The sequence below is a fragment of the Lapidilactobacillus bayanensis genome, assembly GCF_003946695.1.
GTDB classification, from domain to species: Bacteria; Bacillota; Bacilli; order Lactobacillales; family Lactobacillaceae; genus Lapidilactobacillus; species Lapidilactobacillus bayanensis.
The window spans coordinates 80,655-102,074 of the sequence record NZ_RHOX01000005.1 but is presented as its reverse complement, the minus strand read 5'-3'; the positions used below and the strand labels follow the sequence as shown (position 1 = coordinate 102,074).

16 protein-coding genes and 1 riboswitch are annotated in these 21,420 nt (G+C 40.4%); all 16 genes read right to left on the bottom strand.

From position 1 onward, the window contains the following. Positions 1-93: 93 nt before the first annotated feature. A riboswitch (M-box (ykoK) riboswitch) is annotated at positions 94-328 on the bottom strand. Between the two features lie 51 nt (positions 329-379). The 16 genes from EKM65_RS03190 to EKM65_RS03115 all read right to left on the bottom strand — a co-directional run bounded on the left by EKM65_RS03190 (position 380) and on the right by EKM65_RS03115 (position 21,095). Beyond that, a complete protein-coding gene (locus tag EKM65_RS03190) occupies positions 380-1,696 on the bottom strand; it encodes a Sapep family Mn(2+)-dependent dipeptidase (RefSeq protein ID WP_125605429.1) in 1,317 nt (438 codons plus the stop codon). A 24-nt stretch (positions 1,697-1,720) separates the two neighbouring features. Continuing rightward, on the bottom strand, positions 1,721-3,037 hold the full coding sequence (locus EKM65_RS03185) for a PTS sugar transporter subunit IIC (RefSeq protein WP_125605427.1): 1,317 nt from the start codon (positions 3,035-3,037) through the stop codon (positions 1,721-1,723). 14 nt (positions 3,038-3,051) lie between these two features. After that, positions 3,052-3,576: a GrdB-related putative oxidoreductase gene (locus tag EKM65_RS03180; RefSeq protein WP_125605425.1), complete on the bottom strand. Its 525-nt coding sequence runs from the start codon at positions 3,574-3,576 to the stop codon at positions 3,052-3,054. A 14-nt stretch (positions 3,577-3,590) separates the two neighbouring features. Continuing rightward, positions 3,591-4,307 carry a GntR family transcriptional regulator, LSA1692 subfamily gene (locus tag EKM65_RS03175; protein WP_125605424.1) on the bottom strand — a complete coding sequence of 239 codons (717 nt, stop codon included), beginning with the start codon at positions 4,305-4,307 and terminating at the stop codon, positions 3,591-3,593. A gap of 42 nt (positions 4,308-4,349) precedes the next feature. After that, positions 4,350-5,312: a N(4)-(beta-N-acetylglucosaminyl)-L-asparaginase gene (locus EKM65_RS03170; RefSeq protein WP_164506794.1), complete on the bottom strand. Its 963-nt coding sequence runs from the start codon at positions 5,310-5,312 to the stop codon at positions 4,350-4,352. A 178-nt stretch (positions 5,313-5,490) separates the two neighbouring features. After that, entirely contained in the window at positions 5,491-7,779 is a 2,289-nt protein-coding gene (locus EKM65_RS03165; protein ID WP_125605420.1) for a glycoside hydrolase family 65 protein, read from the bottom strand. Positions 7,780-7,977: 198 nt separating this feature from the next. Next, positions 7,978-9,759 (bottom strand): glycoside hydrolase family 13 protein, encoded by a 1,782-nt coding sequence (locus tag EKM65_RS03160; RefSeq protein ID WP_125605419.1) that lies wholly within the window; start codon positions 9,757-9,759, stop codon positions 7,978-7,980. A 142-nt stretch (positions 9,760-9,901) separates the two neighbouring features. Beyond that, positions 9,902-10,756: a sugar ABC transporter permease gene (locus EKM65_RS03155; RefSeq protein WP_125605417.1), complete on the bottom strand. Its 855-nt coding sequence runs from the start codon at positions 10,754-10,756 to the stop codon at positions 9,902-9,904. Positions 10,757-10,759: 3 nt separating this feature from the next. Beyond that, entirely contained in the window at positions 10,760-12,109 is a 1,350-nt protein-coding gene (locus EKM65_RS03150) for a carbohydrate ABC transporter permease (RefSeq protein WP_125605415.1), read from the bottom strand. A gap of 218 nt (positions 12,110-12,327) precedes the next feature. Next, positions 12,328-13,545, bottom strand: coding sequence for an extracellular solute-binding protein (locus EKM65_RS03145; RefSeq protein WP_125605413.1), 1,218 nt, complete (start codon positions 13,543-13,545; stop codon positions 12,328-12,330). Positions 13,546-13,847: 302 nt separating this feature from the next. Next, positions 13,848-15,530, bottom strand: a complete 1,683-nt coding sequence (locus EKM65_RS03140) for a glycoside hydrolase family 13 protein (RefSeq protein WP_125605411.1) — start codon at positions 15,528-15,530, stop codon at positions 13,848-13,850. 937 nt (positions 15,531-16,467) lie between these two features. Then, the gene (locus tag EKM65_RS03135; protein WP_125605445.1) at positions 16,468-17,460 is read right to left on the bottom strand and encodes a LacI family DNA-binding transcriptional regulator; all 993 of its coding nucleotides are present in this window, start codon (positions 17,458-17,460) and stop codon (positions 16,468-16,470) included. 156 nt (positions 17,461-17,616) lie between these two features. Next, positions 17,617-18,381, bottom strand: coding sequence for an ABC transporter permease (locus EKM65_RS03130; RefSeq protein WP_125605409.1), 765 nt, complete (start codon positions 18,379-18,381; stop codon positions 17,617-17,619). Continuing rightward, on the bottom strand, positions 18,359-19,015 hold the full coding sequence (locus tag EKM65_RS03125; RefSeq protein ID WP_125605407.1) for an ABC transporter ATP-binding protein: 657 nt from the start codon (positions 19,013-19,015) through the stop codon (positions 18,359-18,361). Before EKM65_RS03125 ends, EKM65_RS03130 begins: the two co-directional genes overlap by 23 nt. Before the next feature lie 130 nt (positions 19,016-19,145). Next, positions 19,146-20,384 carry a chloride channel protein gene (locus tag EKM65_RS03120; RefSeq protein WP_125605405.1) on the bottom strand — a complete coding sequence of 413 codons (1,239 nt, stop codon included), beginning with the start codon at positions 20,382-20,384 and terminating at the stop codon, positions 19,146-19,148. A gap of 249 nt (positions 20,385-20,633) precedes the next feature. After that, on the bottom strand, positions 20,634-21,095 hold the full coding sequence (locus tag EKM65_RS03115; protein WP_125605404.1) for a hypothetical protein: 462 nt from the start codon (positions 21,093-21,095) through the stop codon (positions 20,634-20,636). Positions 21,096-21,420: the final 325 nt, after the last annotated feature.

The window sequence follows — 21,420 nt, the reverse complement described above, 5'->3', positions numbered from 1 at the left end:
AATACCAGCAACTCGTTGCTTCTCCGCACTCTGACAAAAAAAGACCTTTCGCTAAAACTCAGCGAAAGGTTAAAAGAGCTTAACAAATAAGCTCAATTGATCTAGTCGTTGGGCTTTAGCACTGTACAACGTAGTTATGCCGTAATTCGGAGTCCGAAATTATACAACGTATTGCTCAATCGTCGTAATTATGGACACTCGGACAACATAACAGCTACTTTATGGAAAGCCTTGTATTCGACAATCCCTGTTCTACCCATTGGTGTCTCTCGACGTTTTTGGGCAGTAGCCTGTGTTTGTATAGGAGCCTCACCTAACAAATCATATTTTATTCTCTGCATCCAATCTAAGGCAGTCCGAACTTAATGTCAAGAAAGAACTAATCATTTAAGGACAACAATGTGTCGTAATAAATCTGCATCATCATTCGCCAATCACTAAATTGCAACCATTCATCACCTTTGTGCGCAATCCCCTTTTGTCCTGGAAAAGAGGGACCAAAGGCAAAAATATTTGGCATCGCACGTGCATAAGTGACACCAGTGGTCGTAACGGGCGTACCGTCAAGTCCAGTATCGGCTTGATAAATTGCACTCAAGCGTTTGATCAACGGTGTATCTTTATCTGTCACTTGTGATGGATAAGAACGATTAACAGTCAAGGTCATTGTTGACAACAATTTTTGTTGTAGCCGTTGTAACAGTTGCTCTTCGGTAACAGTAATTGGGTAGCGACAAGTTAGTTGACAAGCTACTTCCTGCTTAGAAATTGTTAAATCATAGAAAGCCAATTGAAGTGCACCAGACGCCTCGTCTTTAAAATCAATCCCTAAACTTTGACCCGTTGTTTCTGAACCAAGGTTAATTGCTAACCATTGGCCAAACTCGCCAATCTGACCTGACAATTGCTTTAAATCAGTCACAATGAGCGGCAGAACACTCTCAGCCATTTCTGGTGCGTTACTTGGTGCTTTTTTGCCATGATAATGCTTCACTGTACCGTCAGCAAAGATTAATTGGGCGTTGTCAGGCAAGTAGCTGCGATCAAAATGACCACTCAATGATTTAACTTGCGTCGCAGAATCGTCGGTAATCGGCATACTCACCCGCACATCCAACAAACCGCGTTCGCCATAAACCACCGGAAATTTGCAGTCTGGTGTGTAACCCGCATATGGTGCCCGTTCTTTTTTAAGATAATGAGGGATGTCACGACTACCTGATTCTTCATCGGTTCCAAAAATAATTCGCACCCGTTGCCGCAACTTAATGTCTTGTTGCTTGATTAAATAGAGCGCAAACAAATTCGCCATTATCGGTCCTTTGTTATCCAACACACCGCGACCATACATAAAATTATCGACGCGTGTTAAATCAAATGGATCGTACTGCCAGTCATCCTCAACATCGACAACATCTAAGTGCCCGAGAATTGCAAAATATTCAGGACACTCAGCTTCGGTTGGTCCATACTCAGCCCAACCAACACAATTGTCAATTTGACCAGTTCGAAAATCCATTTGCCGGGCAATATCGAGTACCTTTTCCAAAATACGCTTCGGCCCAATACCAAATGGCGCACCGAAAGTTTTGGGCCCATTAACACTTGGCACTCGTAAGATCTGCCGCAAATCGCTTAAAAATGATTCTTCATATTGACTGAACAATGATGCAAAATCTGTGCGAGTCTCTTTCATCGTGAGAACTTCTTTCTATCAGGACTAAATTTCATCAAAATCGATCTCAACATCATTCTTATTGGCCGCGGCTTGTTCTTCTGATAAATATTGACGATCCAACATTTTGATGAATGGATAGTAAATCAATACACCTAAAATCAGCTCGAATATTTGTAAGACGGAACCGGTCCAACTACCCGTCGATAACCAACCGGAAATAATTGGTGGCGTAGTCCACGGCAACATCACCCCGTTCGTGTATGGCACCCAACCAGCTTGAAAAACAAGTCCAGAAATTAACGTATTTAATACTGGAACGATAATGAACGGAATTGCAATGATTGGATTAAGAACGACTGGCAAACCGAAAATAATTGGCTCATTAATACCAAAAATACCAGGTAAAACTGCAAGCTTCCCTAATTCGCGCACCCGCTTTGAACGACAGACCGTCAACATGACGATTAATAATGATAAGGTACTACCGCCACCACCGTAAGTCGTAAAAATATCAATAAATTGTTGCGTATAGATATGTGGCAAAGGTAAGTGCTTCTGAAATGCGGTTAAGTTATCTTGCGTTAAAACGAAGAAGATTGGTGACCAAACACTATTGGTAATTGTGGGACCATTAATACCAAAGCACCATAGTAACATCGCAATAAAGTTATACAACAACACAGATGGCAAGGAATTGCCTGCCCCTTTTAATGGTGCTTGCAACATCGTGTAGATGAAATTATAAGCCGTCTCAAAGCTAGTAATACTAAAACCAATGCGGACCAAGAAGAAGATTAAAACAACCAATCCACTAGGAACTAATGCATCAAATGACTGACTCACTGCCGGTGGTACACCATCAGGCATTTTGATCGTCCAATTACGCTTAATTGCGAAGCGATAAATTTCAACACTGACGATTGCAATAAAGATACCCAAGAAAATTCCGTTTGGTCCTAAATACATCGTCTGAACTGCACCAACCGTTTTCTTGCCCAACGTTACAGTAGTTGGCGTTAAAATCAGGAACGAAATAATCGCAACTGCACTTGAATGAATAGCTTGTAAACCCCGGTTCTTACCATAAGCATAAGAAATCCCAAAACAAGCTAATAAACCTGTAAAACTAAATACTGAATTAGAAACGGAACTAAACCATTCGGACCACTGTGGACCCAATACACCGGTCCAAAATTCATTCCATCCGGGAATCGGAAAGTTACCAATCAGTAGGAAAATAGAAGTGACAATAATTAAAGGTGTGATAATCAGAAAACCATCACGTAGAGACATTAGTACAACGTTGTTACCCAACTTTGTTGCAACTGGCATTAAGACTTGTTCAAGCTTTTTTTGCATTGTTGCTTACCTCCCTAATAACAATATTGTTGCGTGAATTCTGTTATATCCTGTTTTTGAGCCTTTAGTTGACAAAGTTCCACTAAATGATCGATAGCATCAGAAAGTCCAGTTCCCCCTTTCTTAGGCATCTTAATGATTGTTAATTGTGCTCGATAACCTTCAATTAGATCTTGATTCTTTTCAATCGCAATCATGGGCACAACTTGAATATCAGTCTCTTGCTGAATTTTTAATGCCAATTCACAGGCCATTGTTGAAAATTCCGGATAATCATAAGTTGGCCCAGCCACAACAACATCTGCACCCATTTTTTCAGACATTTTGACTACTTTACGCTGCACTTCAGTTTTGTTTTGCTGATAATAATCAGTACCACAATAAAAAGTCCCTACAATTTTAGCATCATACCGTTTAAAAACTTTATCCAATGTATCGGCCGCGCCCATCGCTAACTTTTTACCACCCAATGGTGTATCGGCCTTTTCTTTGCCGCCAAGTCCAGCTTGTATTTGGTCAAGTAATACAATCACCTTCATCAGATCAACCTCCCTTAATGTTTACGGTACAAAATATTATGGAACGTGTATTTATCAGCACGATAATGGGAATCATCATATAAGATGGGATAACCATCAACGGAATAAGCTGTTGTGTGCGCAAAGAATGCTGGACTACCTGTACTAGTTGCTAGTAGACGACTTAAATCCTGATCAAGTAAAACAGCTTCTAATTCTTGATCTGCATAGCCAATGACCATCGTTTGTTCAATCAGCTGATACAATGATCCTTCTGCTTCATCAATCGTCAATTCAGGCAAAATTCGCTGTTTAATATAGATTTGTTCATGGGTCATCGGTTCGTGATCAGCAAATCTCAACCGTGAAATCTGCCAAACTGGTTCATTGTCCATTAAATCAAGTTTATCTTGGATATAATTGGGGTATTCAGTCATTAAGTTCAGATCAAGTATTTTTGTACTAACGTTCAGCTGAAACTTTTTAGCTGCCTCGGTAAAGCCAACCAAGCCGTCTGCACCACTGGAGATCTTATCGTGGGCCGCTAAGACATATGTCCCTCGATTACGATCACGAACGGCGACATGCTGCTTCTCTAACTTATCGATCGCCTTACGGATTGTTAACCGTGTTGTTTGGAATTGCTGGGCAAGATCATTTTCTGAAGGTAATTTTTGATGAACACCGTAAACACCACTTTTGATATCTTTATCAATTGCAGTGGCAATTTTTTCGTATAAATACTCAACCATTAAGCCGAAACTCCTATCTCACTTCTGTTGAAACATGATGCGTTAGTCAATCGGTGCCTTAATTCGTTTAGCATATGCTGTCAGCCATTCTCTGGAAACTGGCTTGATCAGTGTTGTGTGCTGCGGCCCAGGATTGGCCATGTAAACTTGAGTCTCTTGCTTTTCAGTACCAACGGCAAATGTGAATTCAACGTTAGTCGCGATTCCCCATTCACCTTGGTTGTTCAAAGCAACCAAAGAAAACTCACCAGCTTTACCATAGCGTTGTTTCAATTTGTCGACGAATGGATAAACAGCTTGATCACAAGCCTGTTGCGGCGTTAAGCCGGTCCCCATTAACCGAACGATTTCATAGGACAAGCAACCTTTCATCAAGTCTTCACCAAGACCAGTTGCAGCGGCGCCGCCAATTTCGCTATCAACATAGAAACCATTGCCAGAAAGTGCCGAATCGCCAGTTCGACCCGGCTTTTTCATAAATAGGCCCGAAGTTGACGTACCTACAGCCATTGAATTATTTTGGTCAAGGCTGATCACGCCAACAGTGTCATGACCATCATAGGGGCTCAAATTTTTCTCGCTGATCTCTCGTAGGCGCTTAGCCCAAATCTTACGGGCTCGCTCAGTCAGCATATTCCGTGCTTCAAACGCATTGGCCATTGCATATTGTGTTGCCCCAGTTCCCACCAAGAAACTGTTAAAGTGTTCATGGCTCAGTTTACGAGCGACACTAATCGGATTCTTAATGTCACTAATTCCAGCAACTGCGCCAATTGCAAAGGTATCACCATCCATAAATGCCGAATCCATTTCAACTAAACCTTGGGCGTTAGGTAGACCACCGTAACCAACCGATTTAAAAAATGGATAGTCCTCAACTTCCTTGATTGCTGTTTCCACAGCATCATTACTACTGCCACCATTCTGCAAATCTGTTAACGCCTTAGCCAGTCCTTCATATGCCATCCGCCACGTACCAATCATTGCATACGTCAAGCCAACCATCTCCTTTTCATGTAAGCGCTTATCATAAATAAAGTATACCCAAAATTGTATATACAATCAACACACTTCTGAAAATTTTTTTATGATCTGCTGACCTACTTCTCAAAAAATATTAAAAAAATTCCACCTCGGTTCAGCGACTAACGTCACCAAACTGAGGTGGAACTTAATTCGTACTTTAATTCTTAACAACTAAATCTTCGTTTTCCTTCAAAACAACTAATTGCTGGTTTACTTCTAATTCAAGATCGGCACCTGATAATAATGTCAACTTACTGCCATCATGACCAACCTTAACCGCCAACAAACGACCGCGGAAGTTAATTTTAAATTGATAACTATTCCAATTCTGCGGACAGAATAACTTGAACGACAATTTACCATTTTGATGGCGCATTCCAGCGAAGCCTTGAACGATTGCCAACCAACTACCACTCATTGAGGTAATGTGTAACCCATCGTCGGTATCATTATTGTAATTATCCAGATCAAGTCGAGCCGTCCGTTCGTAAAGATTAACGGCCTTATCTTCTTCACCAATTTCTGACGCAATAATGCTGTGAATGCAAGCAGATAATGATGATTCATGCACCGTCATTGGCTCGTAGAAGTCAAAGTTACGTTTCTTCTGCTCTAGCGTGAATTGATCATTCAAGAAATAGATTCCTTGTAAAACATCGGCTTGTTTAATAAATGGTGAGCGTAAGATCTTATCCCAAGACCAGTGTTGATTAATCGGGCGTTCTTCTGGTAACAGACTTGAAGCCGGCCGTAAATCTTTATCCAAGTAGCCGTCATTTTGAACGAAGATACCCAAATCTTGATCTTCTGGAAAATACATATTATCAATAATATCTTGCCATTTGTCTTGCTCAGTCTTAGCAACGGCCAATTCAGTTGCTTTGTCAGCACTAACTTTGTTCAGAATTTCCAAAGTATATTTCAGGACCCAAACGGCCATCTGATTAGTGTACCAGTTATTATTAACATTGTTTTCATACTCGTTAGGTCCAGTAACACCGTGAATCATATACTTGTGTGCATGTTGTGAGTAATGAACCCGATCGGCCCAAAAACGCGCAATGGCTACTAAGACCACAATCCCTTGATTAAGCACATAAGTCTCATCGCCAGTATAATCAGTATAATCATAAATGGCATGAGCAATGGCAGCATTACGATGAATTTCTTCGAAAGTAATTTCCCATTCGTTATGACACTCAATGCCATCAAACGTTACCATCGGATATAATGCGCCCTTTAGACCTTGTTGCTGTGCATTATGGAAGGCACCTGGTAATTGATTGTAACGATATTCAAGTAATTGTCGTGGTACAGCTGGTTTAGTAACCGCTAAATACATCGGAACGATATAAGCCTCGGTATCCCAATATGTTGCGCCACCATATTTCTCACCAGTGAACCCTTTAGGACCAACATTCAAACGTGAATCTTCACCATAATAAGTCATGAATAATTGTAAAATGTTGAATCGAATTCCTTGTTGAGCTGCTGGATCACCATCAATTTGTACGTCCGATTGTTGCCACCGTTTTGACCAAACAGCATCTTGAGCTGCTAAATGTTCAGCGTATGATTTTTGTTGTGCGGTTTGCAGAATTGCTGTTGCTTGAACAACTTGCTTTGCTTCAGGAACATCACGGCTGGTTACCACCGCAACTTGCTTCAATAAATCTAATGATTGACCGGTGACTAACGTTGCGCTAATTTGTTCCGCGACAGCCAAATCACTAATTGCAGCTGTTCTTGTATAATCAGCTTCGGTATTGACCAAATTTTGCATTTCTTCCGTCACGGTGAAGCGTGGTGTACCGAATGGATTAGCTTTCGTTTCCATCGTTAAACTGTAACGATTATCTGGTTGTTTGCCATGACCTTTCAATTCCCAGAACGTTTCATCATAGTTAGAATCCTCGTTATGAACATCACCATTAATTAATGGTTTGAAAACCAATTCTGCTTGTCCCGCTAGAACTGTTGCTTTAACCGAAATCAAGCCCAATTGTTGGGTCGCGTTACTCATAAAACGGGCAAATTCAAATTTAACTTTCGTAGCACCAAAGCTGCCGACAAAACTACGTTGTAATGAACCATTTTTCATGTTTAAAGCTAGCGTAAAATCTGAATAGTTAATTTTGGCTAAGTCGACATTTTCGCCGTTAACAGTAATGGGTATACTGAGAAAATCTGGTGAGTTAATGGCCTTGCCGAAATATTTAGGATAGCCATTCTTCCACCAACCAACTCGAGTCTTATCTGGGAACCAAACACCAGCTAAATAGGTTCCTTGGTGAGTGTCGCCAGAATAATCTTCCTCAAAGTTACCGCGCATCCCCATGTAACTATTACCAATTGAAGTAATACTTTCTTGAAGACGTTTATCAGCAACGGCCAACTCGCTTGTTTTGATCACCCATGGATCAATATCAAATAATCGTTTCGTCATGATTCTACTCCTCTTGTTGCTGAATAAATTAGTCATTTACATAATGATAAAGTGCTTACAATGGTTATTATCACAACATCTCGGCCGTTATTCAAGCTAAATTCCGATGTTACCGATATCAAAAAAGCTCGCGCATAACAGCACTAACAATCAAGCTCTTTGCAGATGTGCTGACTTACGTCGATCCTAGTTATCGAATTAAGCCAACCAAATCGCAAACCCTTTAGCCTGCAACTGATTGTCGATCAGACCTTGACTCAACAAACTTTGCCCTGAAGTAGAAATTAGTTGAGGTTGCGTGCCTAAATTAAAGACGGCCGTCAACTTTTGCTTACCTTGAATCCGAGTAAACTGCACTAACCGTTGTTCGTCGTCTGCCTTATTCCAAATGAAATCACCTTGCGTTAACAAATCAGCGTTTCGTAAACGTAGTTGAATTAATTGTTGATAGAACTTGAATAAGTCGCGATCTTGCGTTGTCGTATCCCAATTCATCGGCTTGCGGCAATCAGGATCATTCCCGCCATCCAGACCGATTTCATCGCCATAATAAATACAAGGTTCACCTTCTTGAAGGAACGTGAAAGCTAGAACCTGGCGCATTAACGTTTGATCATTTCCACAAACGGTTAATAACCGCGCAGTATCATGCGAATCTAATGTATTGAGCATCACTTCATTAACCTGACGTTGATAAAGCGTCCGTTGGTAATTCAGGCCATCAACCATCCGTGTTGGTGTCAACGTATGATTAACAACACCATTAATGATTGTTTCAGTGTAGGCATAATTCATCACGGCAGAGAATTGATCACCTGACAACCAAGGTTGCGAATTATGCCAGACTTCACCCAGAATGTAGAAGTCCGGTTTCAACTGGTGACAAGTCTGCGCAAAACTACGCCAAAAAGCGTGATCGACTTCATTGGCAACATCTAGGCGCCAAGCATCAATATCGAATTCTTTAATCCAATAAGCGGCAACATCTAACAAATATTGCTTAACTTCAGGATTGGCCGTATCTAATTTTGGCATGTGCGGTGTAAAGGCAAAGGTATCGAAGGTCAACTTCTTGGCACTTTCAAAATTATCGGTCTCTTCATAAGCAACAGGAAATTGATTAATATGGAACCAGTTCGCAAAACGTGACTGTTCTTCATTTGCCAAGACATCTTGCCACTGTATCGACTGATCACCAATATGATTAAAAACAGCATCCAGCATCACTCTAATACCGCGTTGGTGCGCAGCTTCAACAACTTGTCTGAATAAATCCTTGTTACCAAAATCAGGATCAATCTCTAAATAATCAATTGTGTCATATTTATGATTAGAGTAGGCCTTAAAAATTGGGCAGAAATAAATGCCGTTAATCCCCAAATCTTGTAAGTAATCTAAATGATCGAGTACACCCTGCAAATCGCCACCGTAATAATCCGTTCGATTAGGACTTAAATCACTGCGCCAAGGTTTAACACCCTTAGGATCATTACTCGTGTCGCCATTTGCGAAACGCTCTGGGAAAATTTGATACCAAACTGTCTGACGAACCCAATCTGGTTCTTTAAAACGATCAACCTCATGTAAGTAAGGCATGCGAAAAGGATTGCCATTCGTACCAATGATTTCTGTTGTGAAGGGGAAAACGCCACGATCACCATAAAGTACAGCTTGACTGTCTTTACCAATAACTTCAAAGTCATACTGAACACGCTTATATGGCACTTGCAATGCTGCTTCCCAGTAATCGAAATCTTCAGTCGTGGCAATCATGTGCATCGTCACTGTTTGATAATCCCAGTGTGAACTACCAGAATTATTCGTTAAATCATCAGTTGTGCTTAAATATGGATCACCATAGAAGCAGTTAACTTGGGCAACATCGCCCCGTTTTGTCCGCAAACAAACTCGAAAATCATTTGGTTGATATAAATAAGCAAATTCGCTTTCAGGACGATGATAGATTGCTGCTGTTTCCATAACTAAATACCTCTTTTTAATTTAATAACTGATTATTGTTAAACTAGCCTCGCTGAAGTTTGAACCACTTAAGGTCCCGCTTGACTAGCTATAAATTAAATAAAAACCACCCGTTTACTGGATGGCTTTTATTTGAGAAAGATTAACCTTTATCTGCACCAGCTGTGATCCCACTAACGTAATAACGTTGCAAGATAATAAATAGAATCGTAATTGGAACTGCGATAATCACACATCCAGCAACGAATGCGGTGAAATACTGGCTACTTAAACCTTTGGTGTTAGACATCATGTTGAAGAGTCCGTAGGCAACGGTCTTATTCTTTGGACTATCCGTTGAAAGAATAATACTTGGGAAGATAAAATCTGTCCAAGGTGCCATGAAAGCAGTCAACGACGTATAAATAATCATTGGGCGATCCAACGGCAAAATAATGTGAATAAAGATTTGCCATTTAGTGGCGCCTTCCAATTCGGCCGCTTCATCTAGAGAGCGAGGAACCGTGTCAAGGAAGCCTTTCATAACGTAGAATCCTAAACCGGCACCGCCAATATAAACTAATGTTAAACCAGCCAAGTTTGTCATGCCGATTGCTTTTAACATATAGTACAACGCGATCATTGACATGAAGCCAGGAAACATTCCTAGAATCAAGGCAAATTGCAAGAATGGTTTACGCAGTTTGAAACGTAACCGTGACAAGCAATAAGACATCACGGTTGTGGTGAAGGTGTTAACAACCGCACAGATCACCGCAATGACAAACGTATTTAAAACCCAACTACCAAACGGATATAATTTACTATTAAAGATCTTGGCGTAATTACTAAAGGTCCATTGCTTAGGAACAAATGAGGACACAAATCCTGACAAATTAACCGAGAAACTGGTCATGATGATCCAAACAATTGGAAAAATCCAAACGATCGCTAAAATAATTAGCAAAGCGTATCTGAACGTTAAAGAAAGCCTTCTTTGTTGTTTATATGAATGCATGATTTAGCCCTCCTTAAACGCATTTGTACGACGATAAGCTAACAATGAAAAGACTGCAGAGATAACAAAGATGATAATACCTAATGCTGCGGCAATATTATAATCAGGCACTGACTGCATCGTCAGTTTGTATAACCAAGTTACTAACAAATCAGTCGAACCAGCTTGATAGAACTTAGAATTTAACGGACCACCGCCAGTTAACAAGAAGATAACATTGAAGTTATTAATATTACCAATGAATTGTTGAATTAAAGATGGACCCATTACAAAGAGAATTTGTGGGAAGGTAATGTGTCGGAATACTTCAAGTGCACTCGCTCCATCCATTTTGGCCGCTTCAATTTGATCTTGCGGTAAATTCTGGATGATGGCAGTCGCAATTAACATGGTTACTGGAATCCCAATCCACATATTAGTAACGATAACTGTGATTTTAGCTAAGGTAGGATCTTGCAAGAAACGAATCGGTTGTGAAATCCAGTTCATGCGTTGTAACCAACTATTCACTGGACCAGCATTATCCCAAAACATTGACATCATCAATAATGAAACGAATTGAGGAACGGCGAATACAATGACGAATAATGTCCGGAAGAAACCTCTGAACTTAATCCCCTTAGACTCGATTAATAACCCTAAGAGTACCCCGAAAAGGAAAGTAGTTGCTGTTGCAGCAACGGCCCAAATTAACGTCCAACCCAAGACTGGGAAGAAAGTTCCAGCCATATCACCAGTTAAGATCTGGCCGAAAGCCTGAAGTCCTGTCCAAGAAAAACCAATCGGATGATATTGATTAAAGTTGGTAAACGCCATCGTGATCATATAAATTGTTGGTGTAACCGTGAAAGCAAAGATTCCAGCTAACGGGAAAAACATTAACAATTGATGTAACCGTGTATCCAGCAATGATGCTAAATCTTCTTTAGTTGTTGGAATATGTTTCCCATCACGATTCAATGCGTACAAATGACGCGTTGACTTCAAACTGACGTAATAAAGGACGAGTAAGAGAATAATTAGAATGATCGAAACAATCCCGAATAACAAGATAACCATGGAAGAATCAGGTTGTTTCGTTACCCAGATTCCTTGGCTCTTGTCAAAAACACGAGTCAACTTCTTAACTTTACCTAGACTACTTAACAGACTAATTGCACTAATGCCACTGTAGAAGAACCAGACTAAGAAAGTAACTTCACTGAGTAGGAAGATCAGACCTTTAAGCCATTGCTTATTTTTTAACTGGCTGATCCCCATGATAATGAAGCTAAGTTTTGTAGCCCAATCTCCCTTTTGCCAGGTCTCTTTAAATGTGGCCTCGGGCGCGGTGTTTGCTTTCTTTTTGAACATACGTTTACGGTCCTTTTCTTAATCTAATCTTGAAAAACAAAGGAATTGGGACGAAAACCCAGTTCCTTTGTTTAATGTTGTTATGAAACGAACGGCCAAGTTCATCTGCCTTAACTACACCGCTCTGCCTGACTTGAAGTTCAATCGAACAGAACGGCTAAGTTAATCAGCGAACTCAATCTAACTTTGTTCCGTTTCCTCTACAGATAATGCTGACGTTACTTAGATCCTTTAGAAATCTGCTTCTCAAATGATGCAAGTTGTGTCTTGTAATCTGCAGGCTTAGTCTTACCAGTATAAGCATTGTCAACTAATGGCGCTGCTAAGTTCCAGAAAGTAGCCATTTGGTTCATCTTAGGCATAACAACGCTTAAGTTTGCTTGTTTGATAACTGCTTTAGCAACTGAATCTGCCTTAACAGCCTTATTTTTTTGTGCCTTCTTAGCAACTGGAATGGCATTTGTCCCTTTATAAAGAGCAACTTGTGAAGATTTGTTTGACAAGTATTGTGCTAATGTCGCAGCGGCTAATTGATTCTTAGACTTAGCATTAACGGCTAATGTACCAACACCAGAGAATGCCTTCATTTGTTTGTCACCAGATTCAAAGTTTAACTTAGGTAAAATTGCAACACCGAAGTTGTCGCCTAAAATCTTCTTAACACTTTGACCATCCCAAGGACCATCAAGGATTGCCTGTGTCTTACCATTTTCTAAGTCACTCAACAAAGCTGAACCTGATTGACGAACCCCTTTATTATTCTTCTGGGCAGCTAACCAAGTCATTACTTCAATGCCTTTTTTGTTGTTGACTTTAGTACCTGTTAATTTTTCACCTGACTTGCCATATAAGTTCGTACCATTTGATAAGAATGCTGGATACCAGTTATAAGCATTAGTAAAGTCAGTCCCGATTACACCCTTAGAAGTTAATGTTGACCATGAACTAACTTGGTCTGCCGTCAATTTAGACTTGTCATAGTAAATGATGTTAGCTTGAACATCCTGAGGATAAGCTAAGTATTGACCTTTCCAAGTTACGGCCTTACCAGCTAACTTAACATCGTTCTTCTTCACCCATTTAGTTGCAGATGGTGACAATGGGTTGATGTAGCCTGAATTAAACATTGCCCCCAATTGATCGTTAGGAACTTTAAAGACGTCTGCAGCTTTTGAAGGATCTTTAGCCAAATCTGTTTTAGCTGATGCAGAGCCTGAAGGACTTGTTGATACTTTAACCTTAACTTTTGGATACTTCTTCTCGAATTTCTTAACCAACTTCTTATATGAAGGGACGTTATTGGTATCAACCCACAATGTAATGCTACCCTTTGGTTTAGCTGTTGCGGCAGAAACACTCTGACTATCAATAGATGCTACTGTTGCAAGTGCCAAAGCTGAAACACCGACCATCATAATCTTTTTCCATGACTTCATTTTTGGTTCCTCCCAAATAATTAAAATATGATTTCGCTTACAAATTCATTATCACAACTTAATCTCTTTTAATCAAGGCGATTGAACTTGTTACCGATAACAGAAAAAGCGTACTCACTTGGCTTGTAACAACGTGACTCCAAAATAATCTCCTAGATCCTAGTCATGATCAAACTACAGAACAGCTTTATTGAACAAACGGATCAAGACCTTTTCTGTAAATGGCAGAATAATCAGTACCCTTTTTTCCGAAAGCGACACGTGGTAATGCTTAAAGAGACAACCTCAACATTTGGTTAAATCTAATTATCAAAGTGCTCAGTCATAAAGACGGCACTAGACCAAGGAGCAAGTTGCAATTCTGAATCTGTGATCTGCCAGTGTCCCACAGCTAATTCTGGCTTACCCAATGATAGATCTGGCAATGAAACGGCTACGCTTTGGGCAGATAAATTCGTTAAGACTAAGCCAACTTTGCCATTTAACTCACGGGTGAAAACAATCGTCTTCGCTGGTGAATTCAATAAACAAAAGTCACCCTTCATGAACAGCGCGGTTTGTTTTAATCTCAACAGAGAACGATAGAAATTCAACACACTGTCGGAATCTTGCTCTTGCTCAGCAACTGACGTTTGTTTCCCTTTGACACGTAGCCAAGGTTCATGTTTTGAGAAGCCTTGATTAGGCGTATCATCCCACGGCATCACCTGACGAGCAGCGGTCTTATGCGTTTGCGACAAATCTTTAAGCACTGCGGACTGCTCAGCAGCAGGAACTTGATCCTTTAACGCCGCTACTGTATTGTCTTGAAATGCTGCAAAACGTGTTAATTCAACATTAGTCAATCCCAACTCTTCACCGTAGTAAATAATCGGTGCGCCTTTTTGTAAGTAAAGCATCGTCGCTAATGTCTTTAGGCTTTGCTCTTGAGCTTCAGGATCAGCGTAGACTGTAGCCATGCGTGGCATATCATGATTGCTAAAATAAAGCACCGGCTCTGTTGTTTGCGCCAGAACAGTTTGCCAAGTCACAATTGAATCTGGCAAAGCAGCTAGATCTAACTTTTCCTGTTGTCGTAAATGCCATTGTTGTTCAACTTTTGTCTGTGGCCGCGCTTGTTTAGGCAAATTGCGGAAACTGACAATTGCATCGCACAACGCACTGCCAGCAACTGGTCGTGTATAAAGAGCGGCCAGATTAGGGTCAGCCGAAGCACCTTCACCTAAGATATAAAGATTGGGATTAATTTTACGCAATTCCTGTACGAATTCTTGTAAATACGTTACCACATTTGGCAGGTTAGCAAACATGGGCTCGGCTACCACTGGTTCGTCGGAATCGGTGGGGTAATTCTGGTGCAAGTTACCTTTAGCGATATGAATAAATGCATCCAAACGTAATCCATCGACACCTTTTTCAACCCAGAACTTCGCCACTTCAATCATTGCCTCGCGAACTTCGGGATTCTTCCAGTTCAAATCAGGCATGTGCTGGTCAAATAAATGGAAATAATATGACCCTGGTTCACTAGGATGTTCCGCCCAAACTGAACCACCAAAGAACGAACCCCAATTATCAGGTGGTAAGCCATTGGTCGTCTTCTCCCAAATATAATAATCACGAAAAAGACTATTAGGGCTCTTCAAAGCATCCTGAAACCAAGGATGTTTATCAGACGTGTGATTCAAAACAAAGTCCAGCAATACATGCAACCCTAAAGCATGAGCCTTGTCGATTAATTCAGTCATTGTCGCCATGTCACCAAACTTCGGATCAATGGTGTAATAATTCGACACATCATAACCATTATCAACTTGTGGTGAGGTAAAAACCGGATTCAACCAGATTGTATTGACACCTAACGCTTTAATATAATCCAATCGTTGAATTACACCACGTAAATCGCCTAAACCGTCGTTATTACTATCTTGAAAACTACGAGGATAGACCTGATAAATAATGGCGTTATCATACCATTTCGTCATTTTTAGTCCTCCTAACTTAAACAACACTTGTTATTACTCCCTTATCTTAGAAAACCCCTGCGCAAACAACAAGTGATTAGGCTGATGTTATCGGTAACAGGTTTAACTAACAGAAAACTACCGGTAGGCTGCTGTGAACATTTGTCTGAGCAGAATGCCAAGACCTTGAACTGTTATGTTGCGTTTCTTCGTGCCTACGAAAAATGCGCTGGTGGAACGCTGCGAGCATTGGTTTGAGCCGAATCAAAATAACTCACCTTAAACACAAAATTCATCTGAAGAACAAAACCTAGAACTGTTATGTTGTGCTTCTTCGTGCCTACGGAAAATACGCTAGTGGAACGCTGCGAGCTTGACCGCGATTTTCCTCCGGCACTGACAAACGAGATGTAGTGGTGTGACTTAACTGCAAATTTGTACTTCTCAAAATTTAGAAGTGATCCAACCACTCGTCAATTCAGCATTTGCGCAAAGGTTACCATCTTATTAGCTTAGTGGCGGCGAAGAAATACCGCTCAGTAGTGACATTAATGTTAGCAATTTATTGCTTACATTAAGGCTCGTATTTGAGACGATTCGCACTTAAATCGGAGAGTGCGGAAAGCAACGGGTTGATGGCATTAATTTAATTGGAAAAATTGATGCAAGCCAATGCAGCAATTTTTTTAATTAAATTACTTGCCATCAGTTGCTTGTAGCACGTTTCGGCTCAAATCGACGCCCACTACGTTCCAGCGAAAGTATTTCTTCGCCGCCACGGTACCTCGCACGTTTCATATGCAACCTTTGCGCAAGCGCGAAGAAGTACAAAACAATAGTTCTAGTGTCTAGCGTGCTAACTTAGTGGTGCAAATCCACAACAGTGAGGTCAAAACGAGTGGATTAAAAAAGGCCGAACAATTAATTGTTCGGCCTTCGTTTCAATTCATTTAACTGATTAGCTACGATGATAATTACGCGTCGTTTGCCGGCGGATCAATTCTGGGGAGAACATAACTTCAATCCGGTTACTACGGTTAACATCGTGGTCCTCCGTCATTGGTAACGCACGATTGATCTTTTGCAACAGCAATTCGGCGACCTTGCTGCCCATTGTCATGACCGGTTGTTTAACCGTCGTTAATTTAGGGTCAGCAATTTGATCAAGGAAAACACCGTCAAAGCCGATAATGCCAAATTCATCAGGAATATTGCCATTCATATGTTGAATGCCCCGTTCGACACCGATTGCTAAACGGTCGCTGGAACAAACAAAACAAGTATTCGGTTTAAATTCTTGCCAGTGCGTTTCAATATAATTTTGTGACTCGGAAGAATGATTGCCAAAACGAACAATCTGCGGGTCGCGACCGTCCTTTTGCATCGTATCCATATAGCCACGCTCGCGAGAATACTCAAAGGACTCTTTTAATTCAATGCCAAAGAAAATGATATCTTCATAACCATCATTAATCGCCGCGCTAGTTGCCAAGAACGTGCCGTATTTATTATCCGAGTCAACATAATCATAGTTGTGCCGATTTTCACCGAAAAGAATTGTCGGACGATTCAATTGATTAATCCAATCAAAGTCTTCGCGACGAGCGCCAGTAATAATGTAACCATCACAATCACCAATGTCGGCGTTTTTCTGCGTGACGACTTGCAACGCATACTGATGTTCATTCAGTGCTTGGGCAACACCCATTAATAAAGTTGCATAATAAGGTTCAACGGTATCAACTTTTTCTAGAATGATCAATTTAATAATTCGTGTTGTATTTGCTGCTAAAGCTTTGGCAGCAAAGTTAGGTTGGTAATTTAATGCCGTCATCGCCTTAAAAACTAACTGTTTTAATTCATCGGTTACTTGTTCCGGGTGATTGATCACACGCGAAACAGTCATTTTTGAAACATTTGCCAATTTTGCTACATCATTTAAAGTTGCGATCATACTCACCCATTTCTTGTCTTATCTTAATTATATCGACAGAACTTTTGCTAAACAAGTTTAAACCTCAACGACTTGCCAAATTATTGACGTTTTATCTGATCGGTCAGCTAACCGAAACGGGCCAAAATAAGTTTAACGAGAAAGATGTGTTACTTAACCGTTAATTAATTGAGCTTGCGCGTTGAAGTAATTCTTGTAGGCGGCATAACCAGCAATGATCGAACCTAGGCTAGTGGTCGTTATTAACATGAACGTCACCATAATTTGATATTTAATGGCACGGACAGGATCAACACCGGCAAAAATTAATCCAGACATCATACCGGGCAAGCTGACCAAACCAATCGTCTTTGCTGAATCAATAGTTGGCTGCATCGCCGTTTTAATGCTAGCACGCAAAATCGGCAACGAGGCTAATTTCGTATCAGCACCCAGGGCCAACTTCTCTAAGATTTGTTGATGTTGATCGTGAAATTGTTGATCCATATTACGATAACATAAACCAATACCGACCATCGTATTACTGGCGATCATGCCACTAATAGGAATAATCTGCGACGGAACAAATTTAATCGCACCCGAAGCGACGAGCACACCCATCGTGACATAAGTGCTAACAAAAACGGCCAAGAAGGAATCCCAATAACGTTTATATTGATTAGGATTGCGTTTATAGGCATTCCAAGCAGCATTCACCACAATAAATAAGCTCATCGCGCTTGTTAAAATCACATTGTCAACACGAAAAATATATTTCAACAAATAACCAACAATGACCAGTTGAACAATTGCGCGCGCAATACTGTAAAAAATATCTTTGGTCAAGCCCAACTTTTCTCGTTCACTAATCGCAACACCGATTAAAACTAACGCAAATGAAAACACTAATGATAAATTATTCACTGATAGCTGTTTCATCAACAATCCGACCTTCCTTAACCCAGATAATCTGCTGTGCCTGCGCTAAAATATCGCTCTCGTGCGTCACCATTAGAATTGTTACCCCATCAGTATGAACTTGTTCAATCAACTTCTTCACGATAGCTTTATTGGCCTGATCCAATCCGACAGTGACTTCATCAAGCAGCAAAACTTTTGGTAGAAAAATTAGATTACGAATTAAAGCCACGCGCTGGCGCTCACCACCTGATAATTCTGTGACCTTCTTGGTTAAATAATCTTCAGGCAAATCAACCAGATCCAATAAATGCTGGACCTTGCCCTGATCATAAACTTGTTCACGCACTGTAAAAGGAAAGGCTAAGTTATCTTGAACGGTCTCGCCAAATAAAGTCGGTTGTTGAAAACAGTACGAAACTTCCTTCCGATACGCCGTCGTCTGATAAGCCGCTTGTGCTTGACCATTAAATAGAATTTCACCACTCGTTGGTGTTAACAACGTCGCGATTAATTTCAAAATCGTACTTTTGCCACCGCCAGACGGCCCACTAATTGTCAAATAATCACCAGAATTAACTTGTAGATCAACACCATTAATAATCTGATGGCCGATGGCATTAAATGTTACCTGCTGTAATTCCAAAATTGCCATACCATTTTCTCTCCCTTTAAGTACAGTTAAATCTTCTTATAAGTGTAGTTAAATCTTTTTATTTGATCGAGTACGTCATGCCCTTGAATGAGGTGTAAAAAGTCGGCACCCAGCAAAATTACCGACTTAATCAAACGTGTCCAGTCGTTTGTGGCAGCAATTTTACTTTTACCTTCTGATAAACCAATACGATCAGCAGGATCATTGCAATAATCGGCCATAAATTCAGCGGGAAAAATAGTGCGATAAAAACTGTGGCCAACAATGGTTTACCCATGATGACAATTAAGCTAATGGTTGCCACAATCACAACTACCAATAAATGATCAAATTGCGGCAATAACTGTGCCATGGCAAAGCCAGCAATAATCGATGCAAACGTCACTGGAAAGATATCACCGCCGAGCCAACCGGTATTTAAACAAATTTGTAAAAAGATCAATTTTAAGATGGCAGCAGTGATTAAGAATAGAAATGACTTTTCCTGACCCATGAATGGTGCTAAGGCAATTGAAATCTGACCAGAAAATAGCAGGTTAGGTGCAAAGACAGCCACCAAAACAATGACCAGCGCCCCTAACCAAGCTTTAAGCAACGGCAATCGTCGCCACAGTGAGAATAGGTACTGGCAACCTTTAGCAAAATAGCGATAACCAACGCCAAACAAGATTCTGACTCCCATTAACGGTCCAATCAGCCACAATTCGGACCAATGCCAATTTGATTGACCCATTTTAGTCACGAATGAAGGCTGACCTGACATTTTCATCAAGACCACAAACATAAATAAACCATTGATGATCAACAAACTATCAAAGAATTTCTTGACGGTCTGTTTATTGGTGGCTTGCGAGCGCGCCTCATCGTAGGTCAATAAGTAATGATTAGGTGCTAATAAACGCTGCAACCATTTCCAGCCATGCAACTGATCCCAATCAGCTTCTTCAAAATAGAAATACCGCAGCTTATCGGATTCCCAAACTGACAACGCGACAACTGCACCCAGTAATCCTGCCTCCGGACCAACACCAGCACCACAAACCAAAATGATTAACGCGAGGAATAGGCTTTTAAAAACATGATGATAATCAACTGTTTTTTGTTGTCGTAATTCAGCAAGCGATGCCTCCGCAGTCTGCGGCAAGGCACCCCATTTCTGATGCAACCAACTAACAACGGTTCCACCAATGAGTGTCAGCATCACAATGTACAAGACGCGCCCATCTTTAGCAGGAATTAAATGTTGCCACAATAAATCTGACAACAAATGTTCACTAATAAGGAACACAAACGAGATTAAAGCAATCAAGGCGCTTAAAATTAAACCAGAAACGACTAACCAAATTTTTTTCTTAAGATTATGCGTCAACTTATCACTTCCAAGCTATACTTTCTACAACACTTTATCATGAAGTACGTTAACTAGCAATCAATTATTAAGTGCTAATAAATTAAAGTTATGATGTCGTTAAAACCAGTAATAACGTTAACGGTAGACAAGTTGTTCTGCAGACAATCGAAAGATAGGCTGGTAAAGCGTTGCAAATACTTGTTAAGTGCCGCGACAACGTCAAAAAGAAGCAGGAATTTTTACTCCTGCCCCTTTAGCCAACTATCATTATCCTTCAGGTACATCATGTTCATGATTATCTGCGTCAATCTTTTCCATATCATCCACGTATTCCAAAGTTGTGGGATTATTCAAATAAACCACATCGAAGTGAAAAGTTTGCTCGCGTTGCCAACACTCAGTCACCAATAGCCGTGCCGGTAAATGTAACGCTTCATTTAAGAGCACACTTAATTGCGATGCCGTAATCTTAATTGGATTAGCGTTAGCCAACTGCAATTGGTATTCATAAACTAAAACATCGCGATGCCAAATTGAGAGTGGGATTGTACTTTGCAATGTTTGGGGAAGTATTTGCGGAATCTTTTTTTGAATTTTGGGTAATAATAATTTCATTTGCGTATCAAGTTGTTTTTTATAACGAAGTTGTCGTTGACGTAGCCATAGATGATAGGCCGTGAAATAACAGACAATGGCTGCCACCACAACTAAAAGAATTTGCCACCACATTGCGGTCACCTCTTTTTAAAGACTAGGATAAAAAATAGTTCTTTTCATGTTGCCTTGTCGTGAAACGGTAGCTTAAGTTCAGTGATTAATCTGACTTTGGCTTGCTTGCTGCTTTAAGACAATTCGTTCACTTCTAACTGACGTTGCTACAATCAGTATAAGGTTCCCCACTGATAAAAACTATTAAAAAGAATTTATGCACGATAACTTATCCTGCTCAGCAACGCACTGACAGTGATTTAGTTAGTATACAATTCCTTAAAAATATGATAATATCGACATAACTGTTGCGTTATGCAACCAAATCGAGCGGATAAATTAAACA

Excerpts from the sequence above, each read along its gene's own strand:
- EKM65_RS03125 (WP_125605407.1), bottom strand. The coding sequence starts at position 19,015 with ATGGCAATTTTGGAATTACAGCAGGTAACATTTAATGCCATCGGCCAT.
- EKM65_RS03160 (WP_125605419.1), bottom strand. The coding sequence starts at position 9,759 with ATGGAAACAGCAGCAATCTATCATCGTCCTGAAAGCGAATTTGCTTAT.
- EKM65_RS03130 (WP_125605409.1), bottom strand. The coding sequence starts at position 18,381 with ATGAAACAGCTATCAGTGAATAATTTATCATTAGTGTTTTCATTTGCG.
- EKM65_RS03155 (WP_125605417.1), bottom strand. The coding sequence starts at position 10,756 with ATGCATTCATATAAACAACAAAGAAGGCTTTCTTTAACGTTCAGATAC.
- EKM65_RS03150 (WP_125605415.1), bottom strand. The coding sequence starts at position 12,109 with ATGTTCAAAAAGAAAGCAAACACCGCGCCCGAGGCCACATTTAAAGAG.
- EKM65_RS03180 (WP_125605425.1), bottom strand. The coding sequence starts at position 3,576 with ATGAAGGTGATTGTATTACTTGACCAAATACAAGCTGGACTTGGCGGC.
- EKM65_RS03115 (WP_125605404.1), bottom strand. The coding sequence starts at position 21,095 with ATGTGGTGGCAAATTCTTTTAGTTGTGGTGGCAGCCATTGTCTGTTAT.
- EKM65_RS03170 (WP_164506794.1), bottom strand. The coding sequence starts at position 5,312 with ATGGTTGGCTTGACGTATGCAATGATTGGTACGTGGCGGATGGCATAT.
- EKM65_RS03185 (WP_125605427.1), bottom strand. The coding sequence starts at position 3,037 with ATGCAAAAAAAGCTTGAACAAGTCTTAATGCCAGTTGCAACAAAGTTG.
- EKM65_RS03165 (WP_125605420.1), bottom strand. The coding sequence starts at position 7,779 with ATGACGAAACGATTATTTGATATTGATCCATGGGTGATCAAAACAAGC.
- EKM65_RS03145 (WP_125605413.1), bottom strand. The coding sequence starts at position 13,545 with ATGAAGTCATGGAAAAAGATTATGATGGTCGGTGTTTCAGCTTTGGCA.
- EKM65_RS03190 (WP_125605429.1), bottom strand. The coding sequence starts at position 1,696 with ATGAAAGAGACTCGCACAGATTTTGCATCATTGTTCAGTCAATATGAA.
- EKM65_RS03140 (WP_125605411.1), bottom strand. The coding sequence starts at position 15,530 with ATGACGAAATGGTATGATAACGCCATTATTTATCAGGTCTATCCTCGT.
- EKM65_RS03175 (WP_125605424.1), bottom strand. The coding sequence starts at position 4,307 with ATGGTTGAGTATTTATACGAAAAAATTGCCACTGCAATTGATAAAGAT.